Origin of the sequence: Pseudomonas sp. FW305-25, assembly GCF_017351415.1 — a bacterium.
Taxonomy (GTDB): Bacteria; Pseudomonadota; Gammaproteobacteria; order Pseudomonadales; family Pseudomonadaceae; genus Aquipseudomonas; species Aquipseudomonas chlororaphis.
In genome coordinates this window covers 49042-61730 of record NZ_JACNDE010000007.1, presented here as the reverse complement: position 1 = coordinate 61730, position 12689 = coordinate 49042, and the positions used below count along the sequence as shown (strand labels likewise).

Below are 12689 nucleotides of genomic sequence, written 5' to 3'. Positions count from 1 at the left end.
GAGCCCCCAACCAGCGTGCCTCGAACAATGACCCCGACCTGCCCCGCCGCCCCTTCGCCCATCCCCTGCTCGGTGCTGCTGCTGGCCGGCGGCCGTGGCGCGCGCATGGGCGGCCGGGACAAGGGCCTGCTGCCCTGGCAGGGCAAGCCGCTGATCGCCCATGTGCAGGCGGCGGTCCGACCTTTCACCGACGACCTGATCATCTCCTGCAACCGCAACGCCGAGCAGTATCGGGCCTATGCCGACCAACTGGTCGAAGACTCGCAGAAGGATTTCCCGGGGCCCCTGGCGGGCGTGCTCGCCGGCCTGGCCGTGGCGCGTCATCCGTGGCTGCTGGTGTTCGCCTGCGACGCGCCGAAAATCGACGGCGCGCTGATCGGCGCCATGCTGGCGGCGCACCCTGCCCCGGACTCGGTGCTGATGGTGCAACAGGCCGGCCACTGGCAGCCCATGTTCAGCCTGATCCCCACGGCCTTGCTGGCGAGCCTGCAACACGACTGGGACGCCGGCGAACGCAGCCTGCAGCGCGCCTTGTCGAAGCACCAGCCGCAGGCCCTGGTCTGTGCCGAGGACGACCCGCGCCTGAGCAACTTCAATACCCCTGAGCTACTTTTTTAACGGCATTTTTTTAACGGCTTTTTTAACAGCTCCGCGTGCCACCGAACGGACGCACAGTCTTTTCCTCCAAAGGTCGGATCGGGATTTCCAAACGCTTCGTGCATCCTGGACTTACCCCTGACATCAAACCCTTCTTCAACAGGTGCCATCGTGGACATCAAACAACTCAAGTTCCTTATCGCCCTGGACCAGACCCGACACTTCGGCCAGGCCGCGGCGCGCTGCCACATCACCCAGCCGACCCTGTCCATGCGCTTGCGCAACCTGGAGGACGAGCTGGACCTGGTGCTGGTCAAGCGTGGCCAGCGTTTCGAAGGTTTCACCGAGGCCGGCGAACGGGTGCTGGCCTGGGCGCGGACCCTGCTCGCCGCCCATGACGGGCTGTTCGCCGAGGCCGCCGCGTGCCGTGGCCAACTGGTCGGTAGCCTGCGCCTGGGCCTGGTGCCGCTGAGCAGCTTCAACCCGATCGGCTACGTCCAGGGCCTTTCCAAGAGTTTCCCGGAGCTCAAGTTCGCCCTGTCGTCCATGAGTTCGGACCAGATCATCGAAGGCCTGGGCAACAACCAGCTGGACCTGGGTGTGTGTTACCTGGACCACGTGAACCCGAACTATTTCGAGTTTTTCGAGATCGGCGAAACCCGCGTCGGCCTGCTGTACGACACCCGCCACTTCCATTTCGAAGGCAGCGAAATGAGCTGGGAAGAGGCCGCCGAGCTGCCCCTGGGGATGATCAGCAATGGCATGCACTACCGCAAATCCATCGACCTGAGTTTCCGCAGCCGCGGCCTCGACCCGCAGCCGATCCTCGAAAGCGATTCGACCTATCAGCTGTTCCAGGCGATTCACGAAGGCTTCTGCTGCTCGATCATGCCGCTGTCCAGCGGCCTGGAAAACCCGATCGAGAACCTGGCCTTCATCAACCTGCCGGATGCCAGCGTGCTGGCGCCCCTGGGCCTGGTGATGCGCAAGACCGAACCGCGCTCGGCCATTGCCGAAAAGTGCTTTGCCGAAGCCAGGAAACTGTTTGCCGGGCAAGCGCCAACGGCCGACTGAAGGTGCTGCGCCGCAGGGCGCATCCCCGCCCTACCAGCGACTGGCGGCCAGTTGGTCGCTCTCCCTGCTCTGCACCCAACGCTCGCCGGACGAGGTCTGTTCGCGCTTCCAGAACGGCGCGCGGGTTTTCAGGTAATCCATCAGGAAGGCGCAGGCTTCGAAGGCCGCCTGCCGATGGGCGCTGGCGACGCCGACAAACACGATCGGCTCAGCCACCTGCAACTCCCCCACTCGATGCACGACCCTGACCCGTTGCAATGGCCAGCGCTCATGGGCCTCATCGACGATGCGCTGCAACGAACGCTCGGTCATGCCCGGGTAATGTTCGAGGAACAGGCTGCCGACCTGTTCCCCCAGGTTCAGGTCACGCACATAGCCGACGAAAGTCACCAGCGCGCCAACGCCGGGGTCCTCGCCGTGCACCTCGCGGTGCAGTCGATCAAGGTCGAAGGCCTCGGCCTGGACGTACACGGTCATGGCTCAGCCCCCGGTGACTTGCGGAAAAAACGCGATCTCGTCGAAGTCCTCGATGGGCGCGTCGAGGTTGCACAGGTCCTGGTTCAGCGCGCACATCAGGCTGGTTTCGCCGAGCACCGCCTGCCAGGTCTCGCCCCTGGCCATCAGCAACGTCCTCACGTCGCCGACGCTGCGCAACGAATCATCCAGCGCGATCTTCTCGCCGCCGATACCGAGCTGCTCGCGATAACGGGCAAAGTAGTTGACCAGGATCATGCTGTGACTCCCGCGTCAAAGCTGCCCGATCGCCCGCCCTGTTTCTTCAGCAGCTGGATGCTGTCGATGACCATCCCGCGGTCGACCGCCTTGCACATGTCGTAGAGGGTCAGCGCGGCGACGCTGGCCGCGGTGAGGGCTTCGAGCTCGACACCGGTGCGGCCGTTGAGCCGGCAGGTGGCGACAATCCTGACGCTGTCGGGCTCGACCGCCTTCAGTTCGAGGTGAATCGAGCTGAGCAGCAACGGGTGGCACAGCGGGATGAGCTCATGGGTTTTCTTCGCCGCCATGATGCCCGCGATGCGCGCGACCGCGAACACGTCGCCCTTGGGGTGGCCGTTGCGCTGGATCAGTTGCAAGGTGGCGGGCTGCATGCGTACCCAGGCCTGGGCCTGGGCTTCGCGGTCGGTGGGCGGCTTGTCGCTGACATCGACCATATTGGCCCGGCCTTCGGCGTCCAGGTGAGTCAGGATCGTGGAATCGTGGTTCATGGTTATCCTCGCAGCCTGTTGGCTGGGTTGAGTGATGTGGCCCGGGGGAACCGGGGCGAATGCATGGGCGTCGGTCAGCTCAGCACGAAGTCCACCGGTTGCAGCACCGGCGGCAGCTGGGTCGCCCCCAGGGCATCGAGCACCTCCCGCTCGATGGTGCGCACCAGGGCATTGGTCGGCAGGTCGTTCTCGTCCCGGCCGAAGGGGTCTTCCAGCTCGTCGCCAATGGCGTCCAGGCCGAAGAACGTATAACTGACGATGGCCGTGAAGATCGGCGTCAGCCAGCCCAGAGGCTCGGCCATGGCAAAGGGCAGCAGGATGCAGAACATGTAGCTGGTGCGGTGCAGCAACAGCGTGTAGGGAAAAGGCAATGGCGTGCTCTTGATCCGCTCGCAGACGGTCTGGGCGTTGGTCAGGCTGCTCAGGTGATTGGCCATCAGCGTATAGCGCCATTCGCTGATCGCCCCGGATTCGGTCAGGGTCGAACACTGTTGGCCGACGTGGCGCAGGATGCTGTCCGGCACGTTGGGCGCCTGGGCCGACGGCAGCTGGCTCAGCCAGGTGCCCGCCGCGCTCAGCGGGTCTTCCTGGCGCAGCCTGGCGTTGAGCGCATGAGCGAAGCCGCAGAGGTCGCGCAGGATCCTGCCGCGCTGCCGCGAGTCCTTGATCGCCTGGGTTTCGCGGATCATCGAACGCACCTCAGTCACCAGCGTGCCCAGGGCCTTGCGCGCTTCATACCAGCGGTCGTAGCAGGCGTTGTTGCGAAAGCTCATGAAGATCGACAGCGACAGGCCCAACAGGGTGAACGGCGTGGCATTGACCCTGGAGAAATAGGTCGGGTACAGGGTCTCGATGAACACGATGGCCGAGGCCAGCAGGGTCACCAGCAGGCTGCGCAGGGCGATGCGCTTGGCAATCGAGCCCTTGAGGGAGATCAGCACATTGATCAGGTTGGGTTTGGATCTGACGATCATCGCAAGACAGCCTTTTGCTGGGGGAGAAACCGCGCGGGCTAGCCGCCGGTCATGTTCATGAACCGCACCACTTGCACCTCGTCATTGAGTGCGAAGTTGTGGCGGTACGGCTTGATTTTCATCGCCTCGACTATTGCCCGCTCCAGGCGCTGCGGCTCACCCGGATGGCTGCGCAGCACCTGCTTCAAATCGACCGAATGCTCGTTGCCCAGGCACAGCAGGAGCCGGCCTTCGACGGTCAGCCGCACCCGGTTGCAGGTGGCGCAGAAGTTGTGGCTGTGGGGCGAGATGAACCCCAGGCGAATCTCCGGCGCCTCGGCCAGGCGCCAGTAACGCGACGGCCCCTGGGTCGATTCGGTGGAGTCGATCAGGGTGTAGCGCTCGGCGATGCGCTCGCGCACCTGGGTGCTGGAAAAGAACGCATCGGCGCGGCTGTGTTCGCTGATCACCCCCAGGGGCATCTCTTCGATAAAGGAGATGTCCAGCCCACGGTCGATGGCAAAGCCCACCAGGTCGTTGATCTCATGATCGTTGCGCCCTTTCATCACCACGCAGTTGAGCTTGGTGTGCTGGAAACCGGCGGCGTTCGCCGCATCGATGCCGGCGATGACCTGGGCCAGGTCGCCGGTGCGGGTCAGCTCGCGAAAACGCGTGGCATCGAGGCTGTCGATGCTGATGTTCAGGCGCTTGAGCCCGGCCTCGAACAAGGGCGCCGCCAGCTTGCCCAGCTGCGAGCCATTGGTGGTCATGCACAGCTCGCGCAGCCCCGGCAGCGCGGCGATGCGCCGGCACAGCTCGACGACGCCCGGGCGGATCAAGGGTTCGCCCCCGGTCAGGCGGATTTTCCGGGTGCCCAGGGCGACGAAACTTTGCGCCAGCTGATAGAGCTCCTCCAGGGTCAGGATGCGTTGCCGCGGCAGGAACTGCATGTCTTCGGCCATGCAATACACACAGCGGAAGTCGCAGCGATCGGTCACCGACATTCGCAGATAGTCGACTCGCCTGGAAAAACCATCCTGCAGGATTCGATCTGACATTACCGCCTCCGTCAGCACTTCAGGTGTATCGACCCGAGTGCCGTTATTGGAAGGCCACCGTTATAGAGGGCCTTGTTTGAGGCAAGACTAAGGACATTTCAAATCACCGTCTAATTGCTATTAACAACCGGTTGATCGATGGGATTTATCAGAAGAAAAATCATCCAATTCCGGACCATATTAAGTAGTTAATTAATTGATTATTATCGATTTTTTCCTTGATAGAGCATTTCGATCATCCGGTCATTATTTGCGATTAGACAGGCACTTTATAAGCGGCTTAGGCTTGACCCCGCAGTCCTGAAGCAATATCCGCGAAGTGCATAAACCTGTGCAGCCTGTAATTAACTGCCACTTAAAGTTGGTTATTCATGCACACAAGAAAACAGTCATTAACAATGACTCGGCATTAGGCGCAGCCTACGTGCAATGTCCTGGAGAAGTATCATGAGCGAAGTTGAACGCTATAAACCGTACAAGGGGGCGGCGGCCGGTTGGGGCGCATTGATTGCCGTGACCAGGAACTGGCTGGGCAGCGAAAACGCTTTCAAGAATATTCACACCATGCTCAAGACCAACCAGAACGGCGGCTTCGACTGCCCGGGCTGTGCCTGGGGCGAGTCGCCGGAAAACGGCATGGTCAAGTTCTGCGAGAACGGCGCCAAGGCGGTCAACTGGGAAGCCACCGGGCGCCTGGTCAACCCGGCCTTCTTCAACAAATACACGGTGTCGGCACTGGCGGCGCAAAGCGACTACTGGCTCGAATACCAGGGCCGCCTGACCCACCCGATGCGTTACGACGCCAGCCTGGATCGTTACGTCGAAACCAGCTGGGACGACGCCTTCGCCCTGATCGCCAGGCACCTGAACGGGCTGGAGTCGCCCGACCAGGCCGAGTTCTACACCTCGGGCCGGGCCAGCAACGAGGCCGCCTACCTCTATCAACTGTTCGTGCGCGCCTACGGCACCAACAACTTCCCCGACTGCTCGAACATGTGCCACGAGGCCAGCGGCCTGGGCATGGACGACAGTGTCGGCGTGGGCAAGGGCACGGTGACCTTCGAGGACCTGGGGGAAGCCGACGCGATTTTTGTCATCGGTCAGAACCCTGGCACCAACCATCCGCGGATGCTCGAACCGCTGCGTGAAGCGGTGAAACGCGGTGCCCAGGTGATCTGTTTCAACCCGCTGAAAGAGCGTGGCCTGGAACGCTTCCAGCACCCGCAGCATCCTCTGGAGATGCTCACCAACGGCTCCGAGCCCACCTCCTCCGCCTACTTCCGCCCGGCCCTGGGCGGCGACATGGCAGCCATGCGCGGCATCGCCAAGTTCCTCTGGCAGTGGGAACGCGAAGCCCTGGCCAACAACGGCGAGGCGGTGTTCGACCGCGCCTTCATCGCCGAGCACACCTCGGGCCTCGACGCCTACCTGGCCGAAGTCGACGCCACCCGCTGGGAGCACATCCTCGAGCAGTCCGGGCTGTCCCTGGAGGACATCGAGCTGGCCGCGCGCATGTATCGCAAGGCCAAGCGGGTGATCATGTGCTGGGCCATGGGCGTGACCCAGCACACCCACTCGGTGCTGACCGTGCAGGAAGTGGTCAACGTGCAACTGCTGCGCGGCAATATCGGCCGTCCGGGCGCCGGGCTGTCGCCGGTGCGCGGCCACAGTAACGTGCAGGGCGACCGCACCATGGGTATCAACGAACTGGCCCCCACCGAGTTGCTCGATGCCCTGGAAGCGCGTTTTGCCTTCAAGGCGCCGCGCAAGCACGGGCACAACACGGTGATGGCGATCGCCGCCATGGAAGAAGGTCGGGCCAAGGTGTTCATCGGCCTGGGGGGCAACTTCGCCCAGGCCACCCCCGACAGCCCGCGCACCCACGCCGCGCTGCGCAACTGCGAGCTGACCGTGCACATCGCCACCAAGCTCAACCGCAGCCACCTGGTCACCGGCCGCGAGGCGCTGATCCTGCCGTGCCTGGGGCGCACCGATATCGACCTGCAAGCCCAGGGCCCGCAAGGCGTCACCGTGGAAGACACCTTCAGCATGGTGCACATCTCCCACGGCCAGCTGAAACCCAAGTCGCCGCTGATGCGTTCGGAACCGGCGATCATCGCCGGGATCGCCAATGCCACCCTCGGCAGCCACCCCATCGACTGGCTCTGGGTGATCGAGGACTACAGCCGCATCCGCAACCTGATCGCCGACACCATTCCCGGCTTCAAGGACTTCAACCAGAAGCTGCTGCACCCCGGTGGTTTCCACCTGGGTAACGACGCCGCCCAGCGCATCTGGAAAACCGCCACCGGCAAGGCCCAGTTCACCCCCGGCGTATTGCCGGAACACCTGGTGAGCCAGGGCGTGCGCGACCTGGGCGTGAAGCCGGAGCTGATCCTGCAGACCATGCGTTCCCACGACCAGTACAACACCACCCTGTATGGCCTGGACGATCGTTATCGTGGGGTCTACGGCATGCGCGACGTGGTGTTCGTCAACGAGCAGGACATTCGCAAGCTGGGCTACGAGCCGGGGCAGAAGGTCGACATGATCTCGCTGTGGGGCGACGGTCGCGAGCGCCGGGTGAGCGGCTTCACCCTGATCGCCTACGACATTCCCGCCGGCCAGGCCGCCGCCTACTACCCGGAAACCAACCCTCTGGTGCCGCTGGAAAGCTACGGCGACCGCACCTTCACCCCGACCTCGAAGTTCATTGCGATTCGCCTTGAACCGGCGCCGGTCAGCAACCTGATCCAGTCCTCCGTCGATTGAACCTGCCCGGGGCGGCGCGCGTCGCCCCGGCCCTTTCGAAACCTGCATTGCCGTTGACCGCGAGCCGCGAGGCTCACGCAGTCGGCCGGGCTGTGCACGCGTATCGAGCCACTCTGAGGGTATCGTCATGTCAAACCTGGAAGCGCTTGACCTGGCGCGAATTCAATTCGCGTTCACGGTCTCGTTCCACATCATATTTCCCGCCATCACCATCGGGCTGGCCAGCTTCCTGGCAGTGCTCGAAGGCCTCTGGCTGAAAAGCAATAACTCGGTCTACAAGGACCTGTATCACTTCTGGTCGAAAATCTTTGCCGTCAACTTCGGCATGGGGGTGGTCTCCGGGCTGGTCATGGCCTACGAGTTCGGCACCAACTGGAGCCGCTTCTCGGACTTCGCCGGGAGTATTACCGGGCCCCTGCTGACCTATGAAGTGCTGACCGCGTTTTTCCTCGAGGCCGGTTTCCTCGGGGTGATGCTGTTCGGCTGGAACCGGGTCGGCCGTGGGCTGCACTTCTTCTCCACGGTCATGGTGGCGATCGGCACGCTGATCTCGACCTTCTGGATCCTCGCCTCCAACAGCTGGATGCAGACGCCACAGGGCTTCTCCATCGTCGATGGGCGGATCGTGCCGATGGACTGGCTGGCCATCGTGTTCAACCCGTCGTTCCCGTTCCGCCTGGCGCACATGGCAATCGCCGCGTTCGTCGCCACCGCGTTTTTTGTCGGCTCGTCCGCGGCCTGGCACCTGCTGCGCAAGAACGACACGCCACAAGTGCGCAAAATGCTGTCGATGGCGATGTGGATGGCTTTGATCGTGGCGCCGATCCAGGCAGTGGTCGGCGATGCCCATGGCTTGAACACCCTGGAACATCAGCCGGCGAAAATCGCCGCCATCGAAGGCCACTGGGAAAACATCGGCAATGAATCGACGCCGCTGGTGCTGTTCGGCATCCCCGACATGGACGCCGAGAAGACCGGTTATGCGCTCGAAGTGCCTTACCTGGGCAGCCTGATCCTGACCCACAGCCTGGACCAGCAGATCCCGGCGCTCAAGAGCTTCCCGAAAGAGGACCGGCCGAACGCGACCATCATCTTCTTCAGCTTCCGGATCATGGCCGGGCTGGGCATGTTGATGATCCTCACCGGCCTGCTCGGCCTGGCCTTGCGCCGCAACGGCGCGCTGTACCGCAACCGGCTGTTCCTGCGCCTGGTGCTGTTCATGGGCCCGACCGGCCTGATCGCCATGCTGGCCGGCTGGATCACCACCGAAGTCGGCCGCCAGCCGTGGGTGGTGTACGGCTTGCAGCGCACCGCCGATGCGGCGTCGAACCACTCGGTCAGCCAGTTAAGCATCTCGCTCGCGCTGTTCGTGCTGATCTACTTCTCGGTGTTCACCGTGGGCATCGCCTACATGATGAAGCTGGTCCGCAAAGGCCCGCAGCCGCATCACGATCATCCGCCACAAGGCGGCCCCGGCCAGGACCGCACGCCGCGCCGGCCGCTGTCCGCGGTCACCGAGACCTTCGCGTCCGGCAACCCCGCCAACTGAACAAGGAGCTTGCCCATGGGCATTCAAGGTATAGATCTGTCGTTGATCTGGGGCGTGATCATCGCTTTCGGGGTGATGATGTACGTCATCATGGATGGCTTCGACCTGGGACTGGGGATCCTCTTCCCGCTCATCCCGGACGCGCAGGAGCGCGATGTGATGATGAACACCGTGGCGCCGGTCTGGGACGGTAACGAAACCTGGCTGATTCTCGGTGGCGCGGCGCTGTACGGGGCCTTCCCGCTGGCCTATTCGGTGATTCTGGAGGCCTTGTACCTGCCGCTGATTTTCATGCTGGCCGGCTTGATCTTCCGCGGCGTGGCCTTTGAGTTCCGCTTCAAGGCCAGCCCGGAAAAACGCCATATCTGGGACATGGCGTTCATCGGTGGCTCGCTGCTGGCGACCTTCTGCCAGGGCATCGTGATTGGCAGCTATATCGCGGGGATCCCGGTGGTCGATCGCCAGTTCGCCGGCGGCAACCTGGACTGGCTGGCGCCGTTCCCGCTGTTCTGCGGCCTGGGCCTGATCGTCGCCTATGCACTGCTGGGCAGCACCTGGCTGCTGGTCAAGACCGAAGGCATGCTCGAATCGCGCATGCGCCACTACACCCGGCCGCTGGCGTTCGTGCTGATGGCGGTGGTCGCGGTGCTCTGTGTGTGGACGCCCATGCTGCACCCGGAGATCGCCAGCCGCTGGTTCACCCACGCGCATATCGTGGTCTTCGGCGCTCTTGTGGTTCTCGCGCTGTTGGCGCTGTTCGGGCTGCTGCGCACCTTGCGCCAGCATCACTCGCACTGGCCGTTCGTGTTCACCCTGGCGCTGGTGTTCCTCGGCTACATCGGCCTGGCCTTCAGCATCTGGCCGAACATCGTGCCGCCTTCCATCAGCCTGTGGCAGGCCGCATCGCCCCCGTCCAGCCAGCTGTTCATCCTGATCGGCACCCTGTTCATCCTGCCGATCATCCTGATGTACACCTGCTGGAGCTACTACGTGTTCCGCGGCAAAGTGAGGATCGGCGATGGTTACCATTGATAGCGAAACCCTTCGAACCACTACCAGGCAGAGGCCTTTCTACCAGCAGGTGGCACAGCTGAGCCTGCTGTTCCTCGGCGGGCTGGTGATGCTGGCCGCCGCCACCGCACTGATGATGGAGTTGGCTTATGGAACGCTCTGAGGTATCGACCACCGTCCACCCGAACGCCCCCTGGTATCGGCGGCTGGCATGGCTGGTGGGCATCTGGCTGGGCAGTGTGCTGGCCCTGGGTGCGGTGGCCGGCCTGTTGCGGCTGATGATGCACATGGCCGGCATGAGCACTCACTGATTGCTGATCGCATCGGTAAAGGCCCGGCGCCTTTCCCGGTGCGCGGTCCCGCCAACCATTGAATAGCATCCGCCAGATGCAACGAGCCCGCGAGGCCCTCACCTCGCGGGCTCTTTGCATCCGGATCAGGGCTGGCGTTCGGCCAACGCTTCCAGCAGATCGGCGGAAGGCACGAAGAACAGGCCGCCGGTCACCGCCGTGCTGAAATCCAGCAAGCGGTCATAGTTGCCCGCCGGCCGGCCGACAAACATGTTTTCCAGCATCTGCTCGATAGGCTCCGGCGAGCGCGCGTAACCGATGAAATAGGTGCCGAACTCCCCGGCCCCCGGCCGGCCGAACGGCATGTTGTCGCGCAGGATCTTCACCTCTTCGCCGTCCTTGGTGATGGTGGTCAAGGCACTGTGGGAAGAGGTCGGCTTGACCGCATCGTCGAGTTCGATATCGGACAGCTTCTTGCGCCCGATGACACGTTCCTGCGCCTCGACCGACAGCTCGTTCCAGGCGTTCATGTTATGCAGGTACTTCTGCACCAGCACATAACTGCCGCCGCTGAACGCCGGGTCTTCATCGCCGACCAGGGTGAACTCGATGGCCTTGCGCCCCACCGGATTTTCCGTGCCATCGACAAAACCGATGATGCTGCGCATGTCGAAATAGCGGAAACCCTGTACCTCATCGACCACCGAGATCGCATCGCCCAATGCCCCGATCAGTTGCGTCGCCAGTTCGAAGCACAGGTCCATCTGGTCCGCGCGAATGTGCAGCAGGAGGTCGCCGGGGGTCGCCACGGCCCGGCGCTCTTGCGGGCCGAACTCGCGAAAGGCGTGCAGCGAGGCTGGGCGCGGCCCGCCGAAGAGCCGGTCCCAAGCCGCCGAAGCAAAACCGCAGACGCACGACAGGTTACCCGCGGGCACCCGCTTGCCGACCGAACGGGTAAGGCCCGCCACATCCTCGCACCAGCCCCGCACCTTGGCGGCGGCGTCACTGCCGGGGGCCAGGGTGGCGACGATAAAGATCGCGCTGCTGGTAATCGGGTTGCAGACGGATTGCGGTTCAGGACTGGCGTCGGATATTGGCATGTTCTGTACTCGGCGGAACGGGATGGAAGGACCGCAGAGTAGCAAACAATCGCCCAGTCACAGCGCCTGAGTGGACCGCAGCGCTCACTGCGCCGCCACCCGACGACGCAAGCCCAGGCTCCAGCCCTGCTGCATGCCGGCCGCAGCCAGCAGAATGGCGATCACGCCGATCCATTGCAGCAGTTCCAGGCGATGGCCGAAGGCGAACCAGTCGACGAAGATCGCCGCGATCGGGTAGATGAACGACAGTGCGCCGGTCAGTGCGGTCGGCAGTTTCTGGATCGCGCCGTACAGCAGCACGTACATCACCCCGGTGTGGACGATGCCCAGGGTCAGCAGGCTGGCCCAGGCCTCCGGTGCCGTGGGCAGCGCCGAGAAGTTGGCCCAGGGCGCCAGCAACAACACCCCGGTGCAGACCTGGATCAACGCGATCAGGTGCGGCGGCGTGCCGGTCAGGCGCTTGATCAAGAGCGCGGCGAAGGCATACAGCAGGGCTGCCCCCAGCGCCAGGGCGATTCCCAGCAGATAGTCATTGCCCGCCGCGCCCTGCTCGCCATGGGCGCTGACGATCGCCAGCATCCCGGCGAAGGAAATGCTCAGCCAGAACAGTTTCTGCGCGGTGATTTTCTCGCCGAGGAACAGCGCCGCCAGCCCCACCAGCATGAACGGCTGGACGTTGTAGACCGCGGTGCCGATGGCGATCGAGGCCCGGGAATAGGAGGCGAACAGCAGCACCCAGTTGCCGACGATGGCGACACCGCTGAGCACGGCGAGGAGAAAGGTGGTGCGCGTCAGGATGCCGGGGCGCAGAAAGCCGAAGCCGGCACAGATCAGCAGCAGGGTCGCGGCACCGAACACGCAGCGCCAGAACACCACGTCCAGCACCGGCTGCCCGGACACCAGCACGAACCAGCCGATGGTGCCGGAAATCAACATGGCGGCGGTCATTTCCAGTGAGCCGCGGCGTAACAACTTGTCCATGATCACTCTCCTCAACAAGAGCCAAAAGTATGACAATCGGCTCCTGCCCCGCTCAAGACTCAACGGTAGGCTAAAATCGGC

Annotated in this window: 14 protein-coding genes; 7 read left to right on the top strand and 7 right to left on the bottom strand. The window is 63.5% G+C overall.

The window, feature by feature from the left end; genetic code table 11:
* Positions 1-27 precede the first annotated feature (27 nt).
* Together mobA and J4E58_RS09250 are read left to right on the top strand one after the other, a co-directional pair.
* The gene (mobA, locus tag J4E58_RS09255; RefSeq protein ID WP_087091574.1) at positions 28-618 is read left to right on the top strand and encodes a molybdenum cofactor guanylyltransferase MobA; all 591 of its coding nucleotides are present in this window, start codon (positions 28-30) and stop codon (positions 616-618) included.
* A gap of 150 nt (positions 619-768) precedes the next feature.
* Entirely contained in the window at positions 769-1671 is a 903-nt protein-coding gene (locus J4E58_RS09250; protein ID WP_087091575.1) for a LysR family transcriptional regulator, read from the top strand.
* Between the two features lie 30 nt (positions 1672-1701).
* Here the strand turns inward: J4E58_RS09250 and moaE are convergent, their stop codons facing one another.
* The 5 genes from moaE to moaA form a co-directional block, all read right to left on the bottom strand.
* The gene (moaE, locus tag J4E58_RS09245) at positions 1702-2148 is read right to left on the bottom strand and encodes a molybdopterin synthase catalytic subunit MoaE (protein WP_087091576.1); all 447 of its coding nucleotides are present in this window, start codon (positions 2146-2148) and stop codon (positions 1702-1704) included.
* Positions 2149-2151: 3 nt separating this feature from the next.
* Complete coding sequence (locus J4E58_RS09240) at positions 2152-2403, bottom strand: MoaD/ThiS family protein (RefSeq protein ID WP_007929322.1); 252 nt, start codon at positions 2401-2403, stop codon at positions 2152-2154.
* On the bottom strand, positions 2400-2876 hold the full coding sequence (moaC, locus tag J4E58_RS09235) for a cyclic pyranopterin monophosphate synthase MoaC (protein ID WP_162136180.1): 477 nt from the start codon (positions 2874-2876) through the stop codon (positions 2400-2402). The genes J4E58_RS09240 and moaC overlap by 4 nt, the downstream gene beginning before the upstream one ends.
* A 92-nt stretch (positions 2877-2968) precedes the next feature.
* The gene (locus tag J4E58_RS09230; RefSeq protein ID WP_087091577.1) at positions 2969-3868 is read right to left on the bottom strand and encodes a bestrophin family protein; all 900 of its coding nucleotides are present in this window, start codon (positions 3866-3868) and stop codon (positions 2969-2971) included.
* 38 nt (positions 3869-3906) lie between these two features.
* Complete coding sequence (gene moaA / locus J4E58_RS09225) at positions 3907-4905, bottom strand: GTP 3',8-cyclase MoaA (protein WP_087091578.1); 999 nt, start codon at positions 4903-4905, stop codon at positions 3907-3909.
* A gap of 447 nt (positions 4906-5352) precedes the next feature.
* On the opposite strand from moaA, the gene J4E58_RS09220 reads away from it, so the two are divergent.
* From J4E58_RS09220 to J4E58_RS09200, 5 genes are all read left to right on the top strand, one after another.
* A complete protein-coding gene (locus tag J4E58_RS09220; RefSeq protein WP_087091579.1) occupies positions 5353-7677 on the top strand; it encodes an FdhF/YdeP family oxidoreductase in 2325 nt (774 codons plus the stop codon).
* A 127-nt stretch (positions 7678-7804) separates the two neighbouring features.
* Complete coding sequence (locus J4E58_RS09215; protein ID WP_087091580.1) at positions 7805-9226, top strand: cytochrome ubiquinol oxidase subunit I; 1422 nt, start codon at positions 7805-7807, stop codon at positions 9224-9226.
* Positions 9227-9241: 15 nt separating this feature from the next.
* The gene (gene cydB, locus J4E58_RS09210; RefSeq protein ID WP_053261802.1) at positions 9242-10258 is read left to right on the top strand and encodes a cytochrome d ubiquinol oxidase subunit II; all 1017 of its coding nucleotides are present in this window, start codon (positions 9242-9244) and stop codon (positions 10256-10258) included.
* On the top strand, positions 10245-10400 hold the full coding sequence (locus J4E58_RS09205) for a hypothetical protein (protein WP_009044526.1): 156 nt from the start codon (positions 10245-10247) through the stop codon (positions 10398-10400). The genes cydB and J4E58_RS09205 overlap by 14 nt, the downstream gene beginning before the upstream one ends.
* A complete protein-coding gene (locus J4E58_RS09200; RefSeq protein WP_087091581.1) occupies positions 10387-10548 on the top strand; it encodes a DUF2474 domain-containing protein in 162 nt (53 codons plus the stop codon). Before J4E58_RS09205 ends, J4E58_RS09200 begins: the two co-directional genes overlap by 14 nt.
* A gap of 125 nt (positions 10549-10673) precedes the next feature.
* On the opposite strand, the gene J4E58_RS09195 is transcribed toward J4E58_RS09200, so the two are convergent.
* Both J4E58_RS09195 and J4E58_RS09190 read right to left on the bottom strand, forming a co-directional pair.
* Positions 10674-11627: a Dyp-type peroxidase gene (locus J4E58_RS09195; protein ID WP_087091582.1), complete on the bottom strand. Its 954-nt coding sequence runs from the start codon at positions 11625-11627 to the stop codon at positions 10674-10676.
* A gap of 84 nt (positions 11628-11711) precedes the next feature.
* Positions 11712-12608 carry a DMT family transporter gene (locus J4E58_RS09190; RefSeq protein ID WP_087091583.1) on the bottom strand — a complete coding sequence of 299 codons (897 nt, stop codon included), beginning with the start codon at positions 12606-12608 and terminating at the stop codon, positions 11712-11714.
* Positions 12609-12689: the final 81 nt, after the last annotated feature.

Bases quoted from the DNA above. Each gene is read 5' to 3' on its own strand.
- mobA (WP_087091574.1), top strand. From the start codon at position 28: ATGACCCCGACCTGCCCCGCCGCCCCTTCGCCCATCCCCTGCTCGGTG.
- moaE (WP_087091576.1), bottom strand. From the start codon at position 2,148: ATGACCGTGTACGTCCAGGCCGAGGCCTTCGACCTTGATCGACTGCAC.
- J4E58_RS09240 (WP_007929322.1), bottom strand. From the start codon at position 2,403: ATGATCCTGGTCAACTACTTTGCCCGTTATCGCGAGCAGCTCGGTATC.
- J4E58_RS09230 (WP_087091577.1), bottom strand. From the start codon at position 3,868: ATGATCGTCAGATCCAAACCCAACCTGATCAATGTGCTGATCTCCCTC.
- moaA (WP_087091578.1), bottom strand. From the start codon at position 4,905: ATGTCAGATCGAATCCTGCAGGATGGTTTTTCCAGGCGAGTCGACTAT.
- J4E58_RS09220 (WP_087091579.1), top strand. From the start codon at position 5,353: ATGAGCGAAGTTGAACGCTATAAACCGTACAAGGGGGCGGCGGCCGGT.
- J4E58_RS09215 (WP_087091580.1), top strand. From the start codon at position 7,805: ATGTCAAACCTGGAAGCGCTTGACCTGGCGCGAATTCAATTCGCGTTC.
- cydB (WP_053261802.1), top strand. From the start codon at position 9,242: ATGGGCATTCAAGGTATAGATCTGTCGTTGATCTGGGGCGTGATCATC.
- J4E58_RS09205 (WP_009044526.1), top strand. From the start codon at position 10,245: ATGGTTACCATTGATAGCGAAACCCTTCGAACCACTACCAGGCAGAGG.
- J4E58_RS09200 (WP_087091581.1), top strand. From the start codon at position 10,387: ATGGAACGCTCTGAGGTATCGACCACCGTCCACCCGAACGCCCCCTGG.
- J4E58_RS09195 (WP_087091582.1), bottom strand. From the start codon at position 11,627: ATGCCAATATCCGACGCCAGTCCTGAACCGCAATCCGTCTGCAACCCG.
- J4E58_RS09190 (WP_087091583.1), bottom strand. From the start codon at position 12,608: ATGGACAAGTTGTTACGCCGCGGCTCACTGGAAATGACCGCCGCCATG.